We start from the raw sequence: 18,064 nt of genomic DNA, 5'->3' as shown, positions 1-18,064 counted from the left end.
CTGCGTCGGAGCCGACCGACCCACCCTACCGAGGTGATCTCACCGGCTCCACCGTCCGCGCCGAGGGTGGTCGCCGTCTCTGCAAAGGGTTGCGTGTGCGACGCACGATGCTGTGCTCTCTTGCAATGGTGTGTGGCACACACTATCGTGTGACGCATGGTCAGCGACGAGGTTCTCCGAACGCATCTCCAGGAGTTGCGGCGCGGCACGATCGTGGTCGCCAGCCTGGTCGCCCTGCGCCGCCCCGACTACGGCTACGCCCTGCTGCAACGGCTGGCCGCGCACGGCTTCGCGGTCGACGCCAACACGCTCTACCCGCTGCTGCGCCGCCTGGAGGACCAGGGGCTGCTGACCAGCGAGTGGAACACCGAGGAGAGCCGGCCGCGCAAGTTCTACCGCACCAGCGACGACGGCGAGACGGTGCTGAACCGCCTGCTCGACGACCTGACCGCGGTCCGGACGTCCGTCACCGAGCTGATCGAAGGAGTGGGGCGATGAGTTCCCTGACCGACCGCTACGTGGCGGCCACCCTGCGGACCGTGCCGGCGCAGCGCCGCGACGAGCTGGCCGAGGAGCTGCGTGCCGCCATCGCCGACATGATCGACGACCGGACCGCCGGCGGGCAGGACCACGCCTCCGCCGAGCGCGAGGTGCTCACCGAGATGGGTCGCCCCGAGCTGCTCGCCGCCCGCTACAGCGACCGCACGCTCCAGCTCATCGGCCCGCGTTACTACCTGCTCTGGTGGCGGCTGCTGCGGCTGCTGCTCACCTACATCCCGGCGACCGTCGGCGTGATCGCCGGCGTCGTCAAGGCCACGATCGGGGGCGAGCCGGGCGCGGCCATCGGGACCGCGATCGAGGCCGCGTTGCAGGCCGCGGTGCAGATCGCGTTCTGGGTCACGCTCTCCTTCGCCGTGCTGGAACGCGCCCAGGCCCCGCTCGGCCTGCCCGAATGGACCGTCGACCAGCTCCCCGAGGAGACCCGCGACCGGCAGATCAGCCAGCCGGAGAGCTGCGCCTCGATCGTCTTCCTGATCTTCACCATCGCGGTCCTCGTCGGGCAGCACTTCCAGCGCTGGAGCACCGACGACGGCTCCCGGATGCCGGTGCTCGACCCGGCACTGTGGAGCTTCTGGCTCCCGGCCCTGATCGTGGTGCTGGTCGCCACCATCGGCCTGGAGGTCGCGAAGTGGCGGGCCAGGCGCTGGACCTGGCCGCTGGTGGCGGTCAACGTGCTGCTCAACCTGGCCTTCGCCGGGCCGGTCGTCTGGTTGCTGCTCACCGACCGGCTGCTCAACCCGGAGCTGATCGACCACTTCGCCTGGCTCCGCGACGGCGGCGCGGACGACGTCGCCCGCGTCACCGCCGTGGTCATCGTCCTCATCGCGATCTGGGACGTGGCCGAGAGCGCGGTGAAGGCGCTACGCGCCACCCGATGAGACCCGGTCCCGGTCCGGCGCACACGGGGGCACCGGACCGGGACCACGGGGTACGGCGGGTGGCGGCGCTCAGGCCGCCGCCCGCCACTCCCGCGCCAGCAGGGCGTAGACGGCCTCGTCGGTCCACTCCCCCTTGACGAACTCGTTCTCCCGCAGGTGCGCCTCCCGCCGCATGCCCAACCGCTCCAGCACCCGGGCCGACGCGGCGTTGCGGGCGTCCAACCGGCCGACGATCCGGTGCAGGCCCAACCCGTCGAAGCCCAGCCGCAGCAACTCCCGGGCCGCCTCGGTGACGTACCCCCGCCCGGTGTGGTCCGGGTGGGCCACGTACCCGATCTCGCCCTGCCGGTGCTCCCGGCTGGTCCAGGTCAGCAGCACGTCGCCGACGACCACGCCGCTGTCCGCCAGGGCGACGGCCAGGTTGAGCACGTCGCCCGGCTCACGCAGCGCGGTGCGCCGGACCAGCCGGCCGATCGCCGCCCGCGCGGCGGCGTCGTCGTAGGGCTCGTGGTAGAGAAAACGGGTGACGTCCGCACGGCCCCGGTAGTCGCGGACCACGGCGAGGTCGTCGGCGGTGAAGGCGCGCAGCACCAGGCGGTCGGTGCGCAGCGGCAGATCGGGTACGAGCACTCGGGCAGAGTACGGGCACGTCAGCGCCCCGGTCAGCCGGGTTTTCCTGACCAGACCGTGCATCCCGCTTGGGCTGGCGCGGAGCCTCAGGCGATCCGCTCCTGGCTCAGCTGAGGCACGAACCTAGCTACGGTCTCGTAGTCGGCATCCTGGTGGAGGACCACAAGCTTGAGCCGTATGGCGGTGGCGATCACCAGATGATCGGCCACGGACAAGCCCTGGTGGGCACTCTGGGAAGCGAGTTCCTGTCGCACCGCCCGCACCACCTGCCAGGCGTCGTCCGGAACCGGCACCCAGGGGTACACGTCGCGGAGCCCGCGTTCAACCCGGTCATACGCCTTGGCATCAGCGATGGTCAGGGTTTCCACAAGCACTGGGTCACAGATGGCGATCAGGCCACGTCCGGCGAGTTCGAACCACTGCGGGTCGACCTGGCGACGGACCATTCGAACGAGCGCGCTCGTGTCGACGAGATACCTCACCGGTCGAGCTCGTCGAGCTGATCGAAGTGAAAGCCGCCCTCTTCACAAACTTCCTGGAGGTCTGCCAGCGCGCGCTGTCGCCGCTCACGGCTGGATTCCACAGCCTGTCGGAGCGCTTCCGTCACAGTTTCCCTCTTGGTCCCGGTACCGAGCGCGACAGTCGCTTCCTCAAGAAGATCTTCATCGAGATCCAGCAGCGTCTTGGCCATGAGATACACCCCCAAGCCAAGGATATATCCGGCCTCCTCCTATATCCAGCGCATCATGAAGTGACCGGCTGAGGTGCGGACCCGGGCAAGAATAGGGGCCGTCGACGTCTCGTCAGCCCGGTTTCGTGGGCGTGGCGTCAGCGGGTTGCCTGCGTTCCAGCGACGGTGATGAACGCGGACCATGCCTCCGAAGTGAAGGTCAAGGCCGGGCCCTGCTGATCCTTGCTGTCCCGGACCGCCACCACACCGGGAAGGTTGTCGGCGACCTCCACACAGTTGCCCTGGGCCCCGCTCCTGGCGCTCTTGCGCCAGGTCGCTTCCGTCAGATCAATCACGGTGTCTCTCCTTGATCCGCTGCATCAGCTTCCGGGATTCCTCCACGCTCAACGCCTGAGCGGCAAGCCCCTTCCAGACCTCCGCGTACGTCCTCACCTCGTCGAGCCGATCGAGGTAGAGCGCACCCGAGAGGCCTTCGCTGTAAACGGTTGTCGGCTCGGCCGACCTCGCACCCTTCGTCGGGAAATTGAGGATGACGAACCCGCCGGACACCACCATATAAGTGATCGCGCCACCGAGGGGGAGCACCCGGACGGACACGTTTGGCGCGTCGCTGGCCTCGGCGAGCTTGTCGATCTGCGCTGGCATGCCCGGCACGCTCTTGTGAAGGAGCGCCTCCTCGATGATCACATCCAACGAGGGAGCGGCAGGCCGCTTCCGGGCGAGCAGCCGCTGACGTTCGATGCGCAGCTCAACCAGTCTTGCGGCCTCATCCTCCGAGACATTCGGCCGAGTCCGCACCATCTGTGCGGCGTACTCCGGCGTTTGCAGTAAGCCCGGGACAACCGCGTGTTCGTAGCAGCGGATAGCGCTCGCTCCCGACTCCAGGCCGACGTACAGCTCGAACCAACGCGGGATCACGTCTCCGTAGGCGTGATACCAACCCTTGCTCTTGGATTCCCTGGCGAGGCTGACGAGAACCTCGGTCATCTCCGGAGGAGCCTGGTAGAGCCGGCACATCTGATCCACGTCCAATGCACGCATCGGGGTCTGCCCGGCCTCGATGCGGTACATCTTCGCGCGCGACCACTCAAGGTCAGCGGCGGCGGCCTCAAGCCCGATGCCCGCCTGTTCACGGGCCTGCCGTAGCAGGCGGCCGAGTTCGCGCCTCGGCACCGTCGATCCCGCCTCGTTCATCGGCAGTCTCCTCGCTGTCTCATCCTGACGCGCCACGGGACTCGCCGAGAGACGCCTACCGCATCATCGCCCGAGAAGCGCCTCTCTTCGTGAATGTCTCGTTTGGAGTGTTGCAGTTGCCTCCGACACCACCGGATCGTGGCTCTCTGCAACGACAGCGACACAGGGGGTGCCACATGGGTCGGTGGAAGTGGTTCCAGCGGCAGGTTGAGCCCGTCGACGTGGTGGAGCGTCCGGCGTACGGCCATCAGGGTGGCGCGTACGGCGACCACGCGGAGTGCGTCGTGACGGGGGCGGACCGGCGGCTTGCCGAGCCGCCGTTCGCGGTCATCCTGGCCGGCTACGTGATCGACCTCCACCACCGGGCCGTGTGTCCCAGGTGCCGGCCCGACGGCGGGTGCGAACGGCTCGTCCGGGCCGTGGAGACGCTCCGGGCGTGGCGGGACCGGAAGCGCGGATGACGCCGCGATCCGGGGACCTGCTCCACGTCACCCGGGCCGCCTCGGTCCAGTTCGTCCGGCCGATCATGTTCCGGGTCATCCGGACGCTCGACTGGACCACGTACGACGGGTGGGCCTGGCTTGACGGCTACGAGGTGAACGCCGCCGGGGACGCGGTCGCCCGGCGGACCATCTTCGTCCGGCCGGCGGGACTACGGCGGTTGCCGCCGGCCCGCCCGATCCCGTCGCGGCCACCCCCGGCGCGACGGTCGGGCGCCGGAAGGCAGTGAGATCTTGGAAGAAAAGTGCCCCTCCAGGGGCCGTTTCCTTCCAAGATCTCACCGTTACGCCGAGTTGGAGTCGATCATGCGCCCGACGCGCCCGAAGTCGGCGCGAGAGGGGTCAGCCGACGGCGGCCAGCACCTCGTCGGAGACGTCGAAGTTGGCGTAGACGTTCTGCACGTCGTCGCAGTCCTCAAGCACGTCGATCAGCTTGAAGATCTTGCGTGCGCCGTCCTCGTCCAGCGGCACGTTCACGCTGGGGACGAGCGAGGACTCGGCCGACTCGTACTCGATGCCGGCGTCCTGAAGGGCGGTGCGCACCGCGAGCAGGTCGCCCGGCTCGGAGATCACCTCGAACGCCTCGTCGAGGTCGTTGACCTCCTCGGCGCCGGCGTCCAGCACGGCCATCATCACGTCGTCCTCGCTGGTGCCGGCCTTGGGAACGATCACCACGCCCTTGCGGGAGAACATGTACGACACCGAGCCGGCGTCGGCGAGCGAGCCGCCGTTGCGGGTCAGCGCCGTGCGTACCTCGGTGGCGGCGCGGTTGCGGTTGTCGGTGAGGCACTCGATCAGCATCGCCACGCCGCTGGGGCCGTACCCCTCGTACATGATCGTCTGCCAGTCGGCGCCGCCGGCCTCCAGGCCGGAGCCGCGCTTGACCGCGCGGTCGATGTTGTCGTTCGGGACGGAGCTCTTCTTCGCCTTCTGGATGGCGTCGAACAGGGTGGGGTTGCCGGCCGGGTCGCCGCCGCCGGTGCGGGCCGCCACCTCGACATTCTTGATCAGCTTGGCGAACATCTTGCCGCGCTTGGCGTCGATCACGGCCTTCTTGTGCTTGGTGGTCGCCCACTTTGAGTGGCCGGACATCTGAGTACCTCCGTTAGTGATCCACGCCCTGCGTCGGCAGCCCTCGCCGGAGCCGAACCCGGCAATCCTACCGAGGCCACGGCCGAGAGGCACCCACGGGCGCTCGGTCAGGCGGCGGCCCGGACCAGGTCCACGAAGAGGCGGTGCAGGCGCAGGTCGCCGGTCAGCTCCGGGTGGAACGAGGTGGCCAGCAGGTTTCCCTGCCGGACGGCGACGATCCGGTCGGCGGCCGGGCCGTCGGTCACCCGGCCGAGCACCTCGACGCCCGCGCCGACCCGCTCGACCCACGGCGCGCGGATGAACACCGCGTGGAACGGCTCGCCGTCGACCCCGGCGAGCGCCACCGACGCCTCGAACGAGTCGACCTGGCGGCCGAACGCGTTGCGCCGGACGGTCATCTCGATGCCGGCGAAGCCACGCTGGTCGGGGCGGCCGTCCAGCACCTCGTCAGCCAACATGATCATCCCGGCGCAGGAGCCATAGACCGGCATCCCGCCGGCGATCCGCTTGTCGATCGGCTCGCGCATCTCGAAGATGTCCACCAGCTTGCTGATCGTGGTCGACTCGCCGCCGGGCACCACCAGGCCGTCGACCGCGTCCAGCTCGCCCGGCCGGCGCACCGGCCGGGCGTCCGCGCCCACGCCGGCCAGCGCCGCGACATGCTCGCGCACGTCACCCTGGAGGGCCAACACACCGATCACGGGTACGGTCACGCGCGTCGCTCCTCTCACGGGGTGTTAAGCGGGGGCCCCGCCTATACCGAAAGCGTTAAGCGGGGGCCCCTCCTTACATGCTCACCAGCCGCGTTCGGCCAGGCGGTGGGGCTGGGGGATCTCGTCGACGTTGATGCCGACCATCGCCTCGCCCAGGCCGCGGGAGACCTTGGCCAGCACGTCGGGGTCGTCGTGGAAGGTGGTCGCCTTGACGATCGCGGCGGCCCGCTGCGCCGGGTTGCCGGACTTGAAGATGCCCGAGCCGACGAAGACGCCCTCGGCGCCGAGCTGCATCATCATCGCCGCGTCCGCCGGGGTCGCGATGCCGCCGGCGGTGAACAGCACGACCGGCAGCTTGCCGCCCTCGGCGACCTCCTTGACCAGCTCGTACGGGGCCTGCAACTCCTTCGCCGCGACATACAGCTCGTCGGCCGGCAGGGTCTGGAGCCGGCGGATCTCCTGCCGGATCCGCCGCATGTGGGTGGTGGCGTTGGAGACGTCCCCGGTGCCCGCCTCGCCCTTCGAACGGATCATGGCGGCGCCCTCGGTGATCCGGCGCAGCGCCTCGCCCAGGTTCGTCGCGCCGCAGACGAACGGCACGGTGAACGCCCACTTGTCGATGTGGTTGGCGTAGTCGGCCGGGGTCAGCACCTCGGACTCGTCGACGTAGTCCACGCCGAGCGCCTGGAGGACCTGCGCCTCGACGAAGTGGCCGATCCGGGCCTTGGCCATCACCGGGATGGAGACGGCGGAGATGATCCCGTCGATCATGTCCGGGTCGCTCATCCGGGACACCCCGCCCTGGGCACGGATGTCGGCGGGCACCCGCTCCAGCGCCATCACGGCCACGGCGCCGGCGTCCTCGGCGATCTTCGCCTGCTCGGGGGTGACCACGTCCATGATCACGCCGCCCTTGAGCATCTCGGCCATGCCGCGCTTCACGCGGGCGGTGCCGACGGTGGCGTCGGTGGTCGGGGAGGGGGAATCAGACACGTTCATCGCTCCTCGGCGTGCTGTGACAGGCGTGCTGTCACGGTGGCTGCGCAGAATGCTACGACCGGCGCGACGCCGCTCCGACAGCCAATCGGCCCCCCGGTGGACTGCGCTGTGGCCGCCGTCACGGCGTGCGGCGCGGCGGGCAGCGCAGTGGGCGGCGCGGTGCGGCGGGCGGCGCGGTGCGGCGGGCGGCGCGGTGCGGCGGGCGCGCTGGCCGAACAGATGCCGGCTGGGCGCCTAGAAACTTGATGACGTGAATGGATCGGCCGAGGTTCCTCGCTGATCCACCTACGTCATCAAGTTTCTAGGCGCCGAAGAAGGTCATCCGACGCCGCGAGGTGGCCGCCCCGCGGCAGATGGTCGGCCAGGGACGCCCCGAAGGGCGGCGCCCGGCCGGGACCGCCAGCCAACGGACGCGGTCCTCAGCCAGGGGGCACGGTCCTCAGCCAGGGGCACAGCCGCCAGCCAACGGACGGCCGAGGCCGCCAGCCAAGGGGACAGCCGTCGGCGGAAGGCCGCGGCGCTCAACCGGTGGTGACGTCCGCGCGTGGAACCACCGTGGGGTCGTCGATGTCGAAGTAGCGGGGCCACTCCCGCCCCCGCCCCATCCGGAACAGGCGCACCACCGGACGTCCCCGGGCCGAGCGGGCGTCCCGGACCAGGTCGGTGTGCACCTGCCGGGCCAGCGCCAACCGCCGGCTGGCCGCGATCACCGCGCCGCAGGCCGGGTCCGCCGGGTCCAGCCGCACCGCGCGCAACTGCCGGGTGAGGTCGTTCTCGGCCGCCTCGCGCTCCTCCGGGACGGCGTCCAGCGCGATCCGGGCCGCCGCGTACAGCTCCACGCCGTACAACTCCACGCCGTACCGCTGCTCGGCCAGGACCGCGGCGGCGGCGGCGCGGCGCAGCAGGTGCGCCTCCAGCGCGCGGGACGCCGACTCCGCGCGGATCTGCAACCGCTGCACCCGGCCGGCGGTCCAGATGAGGTACGCCGAGACCAGCCCGACCGCCAGGACCGCGCCCACCACCCACCACATGCCCGGCATCGTAGTGCTGCTCCTCATCCCGGCCGGCCTGGTCAGCCCAGCCCCGCCCATTCCTGGTCCATGACCCGGCCGTCGGTGGCCTCGATCGCTGCTGCGTACACCTCCAGCACCCGGCGGGCCACCACGGGCCAGTCGAAACTCGCCGCCACCTGGTCGCCCCAGCCGGTCAGCCCGGCCCGCCGGCCGTCGTCGTCGAGCAGCTCGGTCAGCGCCACCCCGAGCGCCGCCGCGTCCCCGGTCGGGAAGAGCTGGCCGGCCCGGCCGCCGTCGAGCACCCGGCGGAACGCGTCCAGGTCGCTGGCGACCACCGTGGTGCCGGCGGCGAGCGCCTCGGTGAGGATCATCCCGAAGGACTCCCCGCCCGTGTTCGGCGCGACATACACGTGGACACTGCGCAGCATGCGCGCCTTGTCCGCCTCGGAGACCAGGCCGAGGAACGTGACCCGGTCACGCAGGTCGGCCGGGAACCGGCCGTACAGCTCGTCGGCGTCGCCCGGCCCGGCCACCAGCAGGCGCAGCCCGGGTCGGTGCGGGGCGAGCGCGACGAACGCGTCGCGCAGGATCGGGAAGCCCTTGCGCGGCTCGGTGAACCGGCCCAGGAAGCCAAGCGTGCCGCCGCGGCCCGGGGCGCACTCCCCCGGCCAGTCCGGCAGCGGCGGCACCCCGGCGTACTTCGCCACCGCCACCCCGTTGGGGATCTCCACCGCGCCGCCGTCCATGTGCTCGACCTGCACCTTGCGGGCGAGCGCGCTCACCGCGATCCGGGCGGTGATCCGTTCGAGGAGGATCTGGAGCACGCCCTGCGCCGCGGAGAGCACCCGGGACCGGGTCATCGCGGTGTGGAAGGTGGCCACCACCGGGCCGCGGGCGCAGAGCACCGCGAGCATCGACAGGCTCGGCGTGAGCGGCTCGTGCACGTGCAGCACGTCGAAGTCGCCCCGGTTGATCCACCGGCGTACCCGGGCGGTGGAGACCGGGCCGAAGGCGATCCGGGCCACCGACCCGTTGTAGGGCAGCGGCACGGCCCGACCCGCCGACACCACGTACGGCGGCAGCGCCGCGTCCTCGTCGGCCGGGGCCAGCACGCTCACCTCGTGGCCGAGTCCGAGAAGCGCCTCGGCCAGGTCCATGACGTGGTTCTGCACCCCGCCCGGGATGTCGAAGGAGTACGGGCACACGATGCCGATCCGCATGGCGTCCCCCTAGACCGTCCCGGTGGCGGCCGGTGGCTGCGTCGACGTCGGCGCCCCGCCCGGCCCCTGGTCCAGCCACATCCGCTGCAACATGTGCCAGTCTTGCGGATGCCGGGCGATGCCCGCGGCCAGTCCGTCGGCAATCCGCTGCGTCACCACCCGGACCCGGGCGTCGAGCGGGGCGCTGTCCGGATCCGGCAGCGCCAGCGGGCCCTCGATCGAGGCGTGGGCGGCGTCCGGCTCGTACCACATCGACGCCACGTAGAGCGGCGCGCCGGTGCGCAACGCCAGCAGCGCCGGGCCGGGCGGCATCCGGGTCCGGCCGCCGAAGAAGTCCACCTCCACGCCCCGGGCGGACAGATCCCGGTCCGCCAGCAGCGGCACCACGTAACCGGCGCGCAGCCGGTCCACCAGCACGTCGAACGCCGGCCGCGCGCCGCCGCGGTTGGGCAGGATCTCCATCCCCAACCCTTCCCGGAACCCGACGAACCGCTCGTAGACGCCGTCCGGCAGCCGCTCCGCCACCGTGGTCATCGGCCAGCCGGTGGCCGCCACCCAGGCGCCCGCGGCGTCCCAGTTGCCGGCGTGCGGCAGCGCCACCACGGCCCCCCGCCCGGCCGCCACGTCGGCGGCGAGCAGCTCCGCGCCGTCGAGGCGGAACCCGGCGAGGATCTCCGCCCGGCTCAGGCCCGGCAGCCGGAACGCCTCCAGCCAGTAGCGGGCGTACGAGCGCAGGCCGGCGCGCACGAGCGCGTCCAGCTCCGCCTCGGGCAGCTCCGGGCCGACCACCCGGCGCAGGTTGGCGCGCAGTCGACGCGTACCCCCGCCGTTCTTGCGGTGGGCGCGGTCGGCGCCCACCCGGAAGGCCGTGGCCGCGACGGGCCGGGGCAGGGCGCGGATCAGGCGCCAACCCGCGACGAAGCCCGCCTCGGTGAGGTTCACTCGACGCCGACCCGCTGGGCCTGCCGGTACACGTGGATCATCCGCTGCCCCACCGTGAAGATCGAGACGGCGGCGAGCAGCCAGAGCGCGACCTCCAGGGCCGGGTCGAGGCCGACGCCGGTGAGCAGGCCGCCGACGCCGACGATGAGCAGCCGCTCGGTGCGCTCGGCGACGCCGACGTTGGCGCTCATGCCGAGCCCCTCGGCGCGGGCCTTGACGTAGGAGACCAGCCCGCCGGCGGCCAGGCAGATCAGCGCGGCGGCCACCCCGGAGTATTGGTGCTGGGTGGCCAGCCAGTAGGCGACCGCGCCGAACACCGCGCTGTCGGCGACCCGGTCCATGCTCGAGTCGAGGAACGCACCGAACCGGGTGGAGCCGCCGCTCATCCGGGCCATCGTGCCGTCGAGCAGGTCGGTGAGGGCGAAGACCGTGACGATCAGCGCACCGGCGACCAGGTGGCCACGCGCGCCGAAGCCGAGCGCGCCGACGAGCACGCCGACGGTGCCGGTCACGGTGACCGCGTTGGGGGACACGCCCGCGCGGAGCAGTCCGCGCGCGATCGGTTCGACGATGCGGGTCATGCCCGCCCGGGCCGTCACTTGGAAGATCTTCGCCATGGCGGTCCCCACGATAACGGCCGGCAGCGGCCGGGGACACAGCCGGGCGTGCGACCCGCCCGGCGGGCCTTGTGCCGGCACCGGCGCGGGTGTGAGATCGAGCGTGGGGGGTGAGCCAGTTCACCGCATCACCGGTCCCCGTGCCCGTCCCGCGGGGGACCACCGGAAGATATCGCCGCGGCACCCACCGGGGTCCGCTCCCCCGTCGCCCGCGGCGGTCGCCACCACCACCGGTTGAGGGAGGTGCGCCGCGATGGCGCAGAAGAGTCACGAGAAGGGTGTCACCGGCGGCGCGCCGGTGGTGACCGAGCCCGGCAGGGTTCGCAACGTGGTGCTCGTCGGGCACTCCGGAGCCGGCAAGACCACCCTGGTCGAGGCGCTGCTCGCGGCCAGCGGCACGATCGGCCGGGCCGGCGCCGTCACCGACGGCACCACGGTCTGCGACCACGACCCGGCGGCCGTACGCCAGCAGCGCTCGGTGAGCCTGGCCTGCGCCCCGCTGCTCCACCGCGACGTCAAGGTCAACCTCCTGGACACGCCCGGCTACGGCGACTTCGTCGGCGAGCTGCGCGCCGGGCTGCGCGCCGCCGACGCGGCGCTGTTCGTGGTCTCCGCGGTGGACGGGATGGACGCCGCGACCGCCGCGCTCTGGGAGGAGTGCGCGGCGGTGGACATGCCGCGCGCGGTGGCGGTGTCCCGGCTGGACCACCCGCGCGCCGACTTCGACGAGGCGGTGGCGCTCTGCCAGCGGGTCTTCGGCGACAACGTGCTCCCGCTCTACCTGCCGATGCTCGGCGACGACGGCGAGTCGGTGGCCGGCCTGATGGGGCTGATCACCCGCCGCGTGTTCGACTACTCCGCCGGGCTGCCGGCGGCGGTGCGCGAGCCCGACCCGCAGCACCTGCCGGCCATCCAGGAGTCCCGGGACGAGCTGATCGAGGGGATCATCGCGGAGAGCGAGGACGAGACCCTGATGGACCGCTACCTCGGCGGCGAGGAGATCGACCCCGAGGTGCTCATCACCGACCTGGAGACGGCTGTCGCCCGCGGCCACTTCTACCCGGTGGTGCCGGTCTGCGCGGAGACCGGCGTCGGCCTGGACGCGCTGCTCGACGGCCTGGTCGCGGCGTTCCCGTCGCCGCTGGAGCACGACCTGCCGGCGGTGACCGGCCTGGACGGCTCGCCCCGCCCGCCGCTCACCTGCGACCCGGCCGGCCCGCTCGTCGCCGAGGTGGTCAAGACGACCGTGGACCGGCACGTCGGGCGGGTCTCGCTGGTCCGGGTCTTCTCCGGCACGCTCCGCCCCGACCAGGTGATCCACGTCTCCGGGCACGGCCTGGCCGAGCGCGGCCACCCCGACCACGACGCCGACGAGCGGGTCGGGCACGTCTACAGCCCGCTCGGCGCGACGCTGCGCGAGGTGCCGGCCTGCGTCGCCGGCGACCTCTGCGCGATCACCAAGTCGGGCAGCGCGGAGACCGGCGACACCGTCTCCGCCAAGGACGAGCCGCTGCTGATCGCGCCCTGGGAGATGCCGGAGCCGCTGCTGCCGGTGGCGATCGTGGCGCACAGCCGGGCCGACGAGGACGCGCTGGCGCGCAACCTGTCCCGGCTGGTCGCCGGCGACCCGACGCTACGGCTGGAGCGCAACCCGGAAACCCACCAACTGGTGCTCTGGTGCATGGGCGAGGCACACGCCGACGTGGTCCTCGACCGGCTGCGCGGCGGCGGCGTCGAGCTGGACACCGAGCCGGTGCGGGTGGCGCTGCGCGAGACGGTCACCGCCGCCGCCCGGGGCCACGGCCGGCACGTCAAGCAGTCCGGCGGCCACGGCCAGTACGCCGTCTGCGACATCGAGGTGGAGCCGCTGCCCCGGGGCGCCGGCTTCGAGTTCGTCGACCGGGTGGTCGGCGGCGCGGTCCCGCACAACTACATCCCGTCGGTGGAGAAGGGCGTCCGGGCCCAGATGGAACGCGGCCTGGTCGCCGGTCACCCGGTGGTGGACCTGCGGGTGACGCTCGTCGACGGCAAGGCGCACAGCGTCGACTCGTCCGACGCCGCGTTCCAGACCGCGGGCGCGCTGGCGCTGCGCGACGCCGCCGAGAAGGCCCAGCCGACGCTGCTGGAGCCGATCGACGAGATCACCGTCCGGATCCCCGACTCCTCGGTCGGCGCGGTCATGGGCGACCTGTCCGGCCGGCGCGGCCGGGTGCTCGGCACCGAGCCGGACCCGGACGCCGAGGGCCGCACCCTGGTCCGGGCCGAGGTGCCCGCCACCGAACTGCTGCGCTACGCGGTGGAGCTGCGCGCGATGACCGCCGGCACCGGCACGTTCCGGCGCGAGTTCGCCCGCCACGACCCGATGCCCGCGCACCTGGCCGACCAGGCCCGCAAGGAGGCCACCACCGGTTAGGGGCGGACGGCGGGGACGGGGGGCATCGGCCAGTGGGGGCGGTCGGCGTCCCGGCGGGCGGCCGAGCGTACCGCCGCGAGCTGCCGCTCCACCTCGGCGAAGTGGTCCGGTGCGAGCGGGCCCCGGGCCAGCGCGGCGACGTTCTCCTCGACCTGGGCGACCGTGCGGGCGCCGGGGATCGGCACGGCCCGGTCGCTGCGCGCCCAGATCCAGCCGAGCGCGCCCTGCGCCAGGGTGCGACCGTCGGCGGTGAGCGCGCCCCGGACCGCGGCCACCCGGCGCAGCCACTCCGGGGCCGGCCGGCCGCCGCGGAACCACTCCAGCCAGGTCGGCCCGAGACCGCGTACGTCGTCGCGGGGCAGCGTGGACTCCGGCGTGTACTTGCCGGTGAGCAGCCCCATCCCGAGCGGCCCCCGGGCCAGGCTGGCCAGGTCGTGCTTCTCGCAGGCGGCCAGCATGGCCGGGGCGTCCCGGAGCACCGACAGCGTGTGCTGCACGGCGGCGGCGCCCCGGGCGACCTGGGCGAACGCGGCGGCCCGGTCGGCCCGGTCGGTGCTCCACCCGTACGCCCGGATCAGGCCGTCGGCGACCAGGTCGTCGAGCGTGCCGATCAGCGCCTCGGCGCGGGGCAGCGGCAGGTCACCCAGGTGCAACTGGTAGAGGTCGATCCGGTCGGTGTCCAGCCGGCGCAGCGAGTCGACCACCGCCCGGCGCAGGTACTGCGGCGAGGCGTTCTCCCCGGTGGCCTGCCGGCTGCGCTCGTCGAACGTGTAGCCCCACTTGGTGGCGATCACCGCCGCGTCGCGCCGGCCGGCCAGGGCCCGCCCCAGCACCCGCTCGCCGTGCCCGGCCCCGTACGTGTCGGCGGTGTCGAAGAGCGTCACCCCGAGGTCGAGGGCGCGGCGGACCGCCCGCACCGACTCGTCGTCGTCGACCGCGCCCCAGCCCAGCGGGCGGGCGCCCTCGGCCCACGGGCCGCCGATCGCCCAGCACCCCATGCCGAGGGCACCCACCTCGATGCCGCTCCGGCCCAGCGACCGCGTGCTGACTGCCACCGCCGCATCCTGTCACCTTCCGGGCACCCGCGTGCGGGATCGTCACCCCCGGTGCCCCGGACGGGCGCGGAGGGTCAGCGGGCGTACGCCAGCAGCACCGGCGCGTCCTGCCCCGGCCAGGCCGCGGTGAGCCGGCCCACGGCCGGAACGCCGGCGGTGACGTCGGCCGGGACGCCGGCGGTGGCTTCGGCCGGAACGGGCCGTCGGAGCAGCGCCAACTCGACACCTCCGGCCCGGATCAGCGTCGGGTCGCCGTCCACCACCACCTCGTCGACCGGACCGGCCGGCAACGCCCGGTCGGTGTGGCTGCCCGACAGGGACATGCTCGGCTCCCGCACCTGTCGCGCGCCGTCGACCTCGAAGTATTCCTCCGCCTGGCCGGCGTCGGCGAGCACCGCGGCGGCCAGCGCCGGCGGGTAGACCGGATCGCCGACGGCGTCGTACACCCAGCGGCGGCCCAGCACCGAGTGCTCCACGGTGCCGACCAGGAAGCGGTCCGCGCCGGCCAGCGGGGCGCCCCGATAGGTGAGCGGCACCTGGAGCACCGGCCCTTCGCCGGCGCGTACGAGCAGCGTCTCCATGCCGACCGCGCCGACCGGGTCGTCGAACCGGTAGGCGGCCACCCGGGTGACCGGAGCGTCGGCCTCGCCGGCGAACCACGGCCGGCCGGGCAGCCATCCGGCGAGCAGTTCCAGCTTCGAGGGGCGCAGTTCCGCGCGGTGCAGCAGGGCCATGCGCAAGATCGTACTGTCGAGGGGCTCACCGCTGCGGCCCGGCGGGCGGGCCGGTCAGGTCGGCCAGGCCTTTGCGAACAGGTCGCGGGTGTCGGTGAGCAGTTGCGGCAGCACCTTGGTGCGGCCGATCACCGGCATGAAGTTGGCGTCCCCACCCCAGCGGGGCACCACGTGCTGGTGCAGGTGCGCGGCGATGCCCGCACCGGCCACGCCACCCTGGTTCATGCCCAGGTTGAACCCGTGCGCGCTGGACACCTGCCGGACCACCCGCATGGCGTCCTTCGTGAACGCGGCCAGCTCGACCGTCTCCGGCGCGTCCAGCTCGGTGTAGTCGGCCACGTGCCGGTAGGGGCAGACCAGCAGGTGTCCGGGATTGTACGGATAGAGGTTGAGCACCGCGAACACGTGCTCGCCCCGGGCGACCACCAGGCTCTCCTCCGGCGGGCGGCCCGGGGCCAGGCAGAACGGGCAGCCGGTCGGCTTCTCGTAACCGCCCTCGGGCCGATCCTCGCCGGAGATGTAGGTCATCCGGTGCGGCGTCCAGAGCCGTTCCAGCCCGTCCGCCAGGCCATCGTCCGCGTGCCGCTCCGCCCCTGTCACACAGGCGATCCTACGATCCGCGTCATCTCCCCGCCGAACCGCGCCGCCGAACCGCGCTGCCCGGTCAAGCGGGTGCCGTACCTCTACCGGAGGCGTTAACCGGGGCCCCCGCCTCACACCTCGGCGGTGGGGGCGCTGTTGGTACGGGACTCGACCACCTCGCGGACGTGCGCGATCGCCTCCGCGAGCGGCACGCCGTTGCGCTGCGAGCCGTCCCGGTAGCGGAAGGAGACCGTGCCGGCGGCCACGTCGTCGTCGCCGGCGATCACCATGAACGGGATCTTCTGCTGCTGGGCGTTGCGGATCTTCTTCTGCATCCGGTCGTCGCCCAGGTCGACCTCGGCCCGGATGCCGTGCCGGCGCAGCGTGCCGGCGAACTCCTCCAGGTAGTCGCCGTGCTCGTCGCGGATCGGGATGCCGACCACCTGCACCGGCGCGAGCCAGGCCGGGAACGCGCCCGCGTAGTGCTCGGTGAGCACGCCGATGAACCGCTCGATGGAACCGAACTTGGCGCAGTGGATCATTACCGGCTGTTGCCGGGTGCCGTCGGCGGCCTGGTATTCCAGACCGAAGCCCTTCGGCTGGTTGAAGTCGTATTGAATCGTCGACATCTGCCAGGTGCGGCCGATGGCGTCCTTGGCCTGCACGGAGATCTTCGGACCGTAGAACGCCGCGCCGCCCGGGTCGGGGACCAGGTCCAGGCCGGTTTCGAGCGCGCACCGTTCCAGCACCTCGGTCGCCGTCGCCCAGTCGGAGTCGGTGCCGACGAACTTGTCCGGCCGGGAGTCGTCGCGGGTGGACAGCTCCAGATAGAAGTCGTCGATGCCGAAGTCACGCAGCAGGCTGAGCACGAACCCGAGCAGGTGCTTGATCTCCGCCGGCGCCTGCTCCCGGGTGCAGTAGGAGTGCGAGTCGTCCTGGGTGAAGCCGCGCACCCGGGTCAGCCCGTGGACCACGCCCGACTTCTCGTACCGGTAGACCGACCCGAACTCGAACAACCGGATCGGCAGTTGCCGGTAGGACCGCCCGCGCGACCGGTAGATCAGGTTGTGCATCGGGCAGTTCATCGCCTTGAGGTAGTAGTCGCTGCCCTCCATCTCCATCGGCGGGAACATCGTGTCCTTGTAGTAGGGCAGGTGTCCCGAGGTGTGGAAGAGACCTTCCTTGGAGATGTGCGGCGTCCCGACGTACTGGAAGCCCTCCTCGATGTGGCGGGCGCGGACGTAGTCCTCCATCACCCGCTTGAGCACGCCACCCTTGGGGTGGAAGACGGGCAGGCCGGAGCCGATCTCGTCGGGGAAGCTGAACAGGTCGAGGTCCGCGCCGAGCTTGCGGTGGTCGCGCCGGGCGGCCTCCTCCAGGAGCTTGAGGTACGCCTTCAGCTCGTCCCGGGTCGGCCAGGCGGTGCCGTACACCCGCTGGAGCTGCGGGTTCTTCTCCGAACCGCGCCAGTAGGCGGCGGCGGACCGCATCAGCTTGAACGCGCCGATCAGCCGGGTGTTCGGCAGGTGCGGGCCCCGGCACAGGTCCGACCAGCAGACCTTGTCCTCGTTGGCGGCGAGGTTGTCGTAGATGGTCAGCTCGCCGCCGCCCACCTCCATCACCTCGGAGGAGTCCAGCCCCTCGCCCTTGACCTCGATCAACTCCAGCTTGAACGGCTCGGCGACCAGCTCGGCCCGGGCCTCGTCCAGGTCGGCGAAGCGGCGGCGGCGGAACCGCTGGCCGGACTTGACGATCTCCTGCATCCGCTTCTCGAGCTTCGCCAGGTCGTCGGGCTGGAACGGCTTGTCGACGCCGAAGTCGTAGTAGAAACCGTTCTCGATCGGCGGGCCGATGCCGAGCTTCGCCTCCGGGAACACGTCCTGCACGGCCTGGGCCAGCACGTGGGCGGTGGAGTGGCGCAGCACCTCCAGGCCGGCCGGGCTGCTCAACGCCACCGGCTCGACGGTCGTCTCCTCGGCCGGCGTCCAGTCCAGGTCGCGGAGCTGGCCCCGCGGGTCGCGGACCACCACGATCGCCTTCGGCCCGGTGGTCGGCAGGCCGGCCGCGGCCACCGCGTCGGCCGCCGTGGTCCCGGCGGCGACGACGACGGGGTCGGCCACGACGGGGGTACGGGGTGCGGACACGGTGACTCCTGTCGTCGACGGTACGGATCTGCCGGTGACCGGCCCCTGCGATGCTATCGGTCGCCCGGACCCGCGCCGCCGCCGAC

The 18,064-nt window shown here is 72.3% G+C and carries 21 protein-coding genes; 5 read left to right on the top strand and 16 right to left on the bottom strand.

Annotation, left to right across the window (positions count from 1 at the left end; all coding sequences use genetic code 11):
• Positions 1-156 precede the first annotated feature (156 nt).
• Positions 157-498: a PadR family transcriptional regulator gene (locus O7619_RS14815; protein ID WP_281583772.1), complete on the top strand. Its 342-nt coding sequence runs from the start codon at positions 157-159 to the stop codon at positions 496-498.
• On the top strand, positions 495-1,439 hold the full coding sequence (locus O7619_RS14810; RefSeq protein ID WP_282288453.1) for a permease prefix domain 1-containing protein: 945 nt from the start codon (positions 495-497) through the stop codon (positions 1,437-1,439). The genes O7619_RS14815 and O7619_RS14810 overlap by 4 nt, the downstream gene beginning before the upstream one ends.
• A gap of 69 nt (positions 1,440-1,508) precedes the next feature.
• Here O7619_RS14810 and O7619_RS14805 read toward each other — a convergent pair whose 3' ends face one another.
• The 5 genes from O7619_RS14805 to O7619_RS14785 all read right to left on the bottom strand — a co-directional run bounded on the left by O7619_RS14805 (position 1,509) and on the right by O7619_RS14785 (position 3,954).
• Positions 1,509-2,069 carry a GNAT family protein gene (locus O7619_RS14805; RefSeq protein WP_282288451.1) on the bottom strand — a complete coding sequence of 187 codons (561 nt, stop codon included), beginning with the start codon at positions 2,067-2,069 and terminating at the stop codon, positions 1,509-1,511.
• An 86-nt stretch (positions 2,070-2,155) separates the two neighbouring features.
• Positions 2,156-2,551 (bottom strand): PIN domain-containing protein, encoded by a 396-nt coding sequence (locus O7619_RS14800; protein ID WP_282288449.1) that lies wholly within the window; start codon positions 2,549-2,551, stop codon positions 2,156-2,158.
• On the bottom strand, positions 2,548-2,760 hold the full coding sequence (locus tag O7619_RS14795) for a type II toxin-antitoxin system VapB family antitoxin (RefSeq protein ID WP_282288448.1): 213 nt from the start codon (positions 2,758-2,760) through the stop codon (positions 2,548-2,550). The genes O7619_RS14800 and O7619_RS14795 overlap by 4 nt, the downstream gene beginning before the upstream one ends.
• 137 nt (positions 2,761-2,897) lie before the next feature.
• A complete protein-coding gene (locus O7619_RS14790) occupies positions 2,898-3,092 on the bottom strand; it encodes a DUF397 domain-containing protein (protein ID WP_282288834.1) in 195 nt (64 codons plus the stop codon).
• A complete protein-coding gene (locus O7619_RS14785) occupies positions 3,088-3,954 on the bottom strand; it encodes a helix-turn-helix transcriptional regulator (RefSeq protein ID WP_282288447.1) in 867 nt (288 codons plus the stop codon). Before O7619_RS14785 ends, O7619_RS14790 begins: the two co-directional genes overlap by 5 nt.
• A 176-nt stretch (positions 3,955-4,130) precedes the next feature.
• On the opposite strand from O7619_RS14785, the gene O7619_RS14780 reads away from it, so the two are divergent.
• Both O7619_RS14780 and O7619_RS14775 read left to right on the top strand, forming a co-directional pair.
• Complete coding sequence (locus O7619_RS14780; RefSeq protein ID WP_282288445.1) at positions 4,131-4,415, top strand: hypothetical protein; 285 nt, start codon at positions 4,131-4,133, stop codon at positions 4,413-4,415.
• Positions 4,412-4,684, top strand: a complete 273-nt coding sequence (locus O7619_RS14775; RefSeq protein WP_282288444.1) for a hypothetical protein — start codon at positions 4,412-4,414, stop codon at positions 4,682-4,684. The genes O7619_RS14780 and O7619_RS14775 overlap by 4 nt, the downstream gene beginning before the upstream one ends.
• 112 nt (positions 4,685-4,796) lie before the next feature.
• Here the strand turns inward: O7619_RS14775 and O7619_RS14770 are convergent, their stop codons facing one another.
• From O7619_RS14770 to pgsA, 7 genes are all read right to left on the bottom strand, one after another.
• Positions 4,797-5,546 (bottom strand): YebC/PmpR family DNA-binding transcriptional regulator, encoded by a 750-nt coding sequence (locus tag O7619_RS14770; RefSeq protein ID WP_281583779.1) that lies wholly within the window; start codon positions 5,544-5,546, stop codon positions 4,797-4,799.
• Positions 5,547-5,653: 107 nt separating this feature from the next.
• Positions 5,654-6,259: a pyridoxal 5'-phosphate synthase glutaminase subunit PdxT gene (gene pdxT / locus O7619_RS14765; protein ID WP_282288442.1), complete on the bottom strand. Its 606-nt coding sequence runs from the start codon at positions 6,257-6,259 to the stop codon at positions 5,654-5,656.
• 81 nt (positions 6,260-6,340) lie between these two features.
• Complete coding sequence (gene pdxS, locus O7619_RS14760) at positions 6,341-7,258, bottom strand: pyridoxal 5'-phosphate synthase lyase subunit PdxS (RefSeq protein WP_282288440.1); 918 nt, start codon at positions 7,256-7,258, stop codon at positions 6,341-6,343.
• Positions 7,259-7,779: 521 nt separating this feature from the next.
• Positions 7,780-8,298, bottom strand: a complete 519-nt coding sequence (locus O7619_RS14755; RefSeq protein ID WP_282288833.1) for a hypothetical protein — start codon at positions 8,296-8,298, stop codon at positions 7,780-7,782.
• A 32-nt stretch (positions 8,299-8,330) separates the two neighbouring features.
• On the bottom strand, positions 8,331-9,491 hold the full coding sequence (locus O7619_RS14750; RefSeq protein ID WP_282288438.1) for a glycosyltransferase family 4 protein: 1,161 nt from the start codon (positions 9,489-9,491) through the stop codon (positions 8,331-8,333).
• 9 nt (positions 9,492-9,500) lie between these two features.
• A complete protein-coding gene (locus O7619_RS14745) occupies positions 9,501-10,433 on the bottom strand; it encodes a phosphatidylinositol mannoside acyltransferase (RefSeq protein WP_282288436.1) in 933 nt (310 codons plus the stop codon).
• Positions 10,430-11,050 carry a phosphatidylinositol phosphate synthase gene (gene pgsA / locus O7619_RS14740; protein WP_282288434.1) on the bottom strand — a complete coding sequence of 207 codons (621 nt, stop codon included), beginning with the start codon at positions 11,048-11,050 and terminating at the stop codon, positions 10,430-10,432. The genes O7619_RS14745 and pgsA overlap by 4 nt, the downstream gene beginning before the upstream one ends.
• A gap of 253 nt (positions 11,051-11,303) precedes the next feature.
• On the opposite strand from pgsA, the gene O7619_RS14735 reads away from it, so the two are divergent.
• Positions 11,304-13,463, top strand: coding sequence for an elongation factor G-like protein EF-G2 (locus O7619_RS14735; protein ID WP_282288432.1), 2,160 nt, complete (start codon positions 11,304-11,306; stop codon positions 13,461-13,463).
• Here the strand turns inward: O7619_RS14735 and O7619_RS14730 are convergent.
• The 4 genes from O7619_RS14730 to thrS form a co-directional block, all read right to left on the bottom strand.
• Entirely contained in the window at positions 13,460-14,518 is a 1,059-nt protein-coding gene (locus O7619_RS14730; RefSeq protein ID WP_282288430.1) for an aldo/keto reductase, read from the bottom strand. The genes O7619_RS14735 and O7619_RS14730 overlap by 4 nt on opposite strands.
• A 74-nt stretch (positions 14,519-14,592) precedes the next feature.
• Entirely contained in the window at positions 14,593-15,252 is a 660-nt protein-coding gene (locus O7619_RS14725) for a hypothetical protein (RefSeq protein ID WP_282288428.1), read from the bottom strand.
• 54 nt (positions 15,253-15,306) lie between these two features.
• On the bottom strand, positions 15,307-15,852 hold the full coding sequence (locus O7619_RS14720; RefSeq protein ID WP_282288427.1) for an HIT domain-containing protein: 546 nt from the start codon (positions 15,850-15,852) through the stop codon (positions 15,307-15,309).
• Positions 15,853-15,965: 113 nt separating this feature from the next.
• On the bottom strand, positions 15,966-17,978 hold the full coding sequence (gene thrS, locus O7619_RS14715) for a threonine--tRNA ligase (protein ID WP_282288425.1): 2,013 nt from the start codon (positions 17,976-17,978) through the stop codon (positions 15,966-15,968).
• Positions 17,979-18,064: the final 86 nt, after the last annotated feature.

This window comes from Micromonospora sp. WMMD998 (genome assembly GCF_029581235.1).
Classification (GTDB): domain Bacteria; phylum Actinomycetota; class Actinomycetes; order Mycobacteriales; family Micromonosporaceae; genus Micromonospora.
Note: the sequence above shows the minus strand (reverse complement) of the source record. Positions and strands in the feature narration are given on the sequence as shown.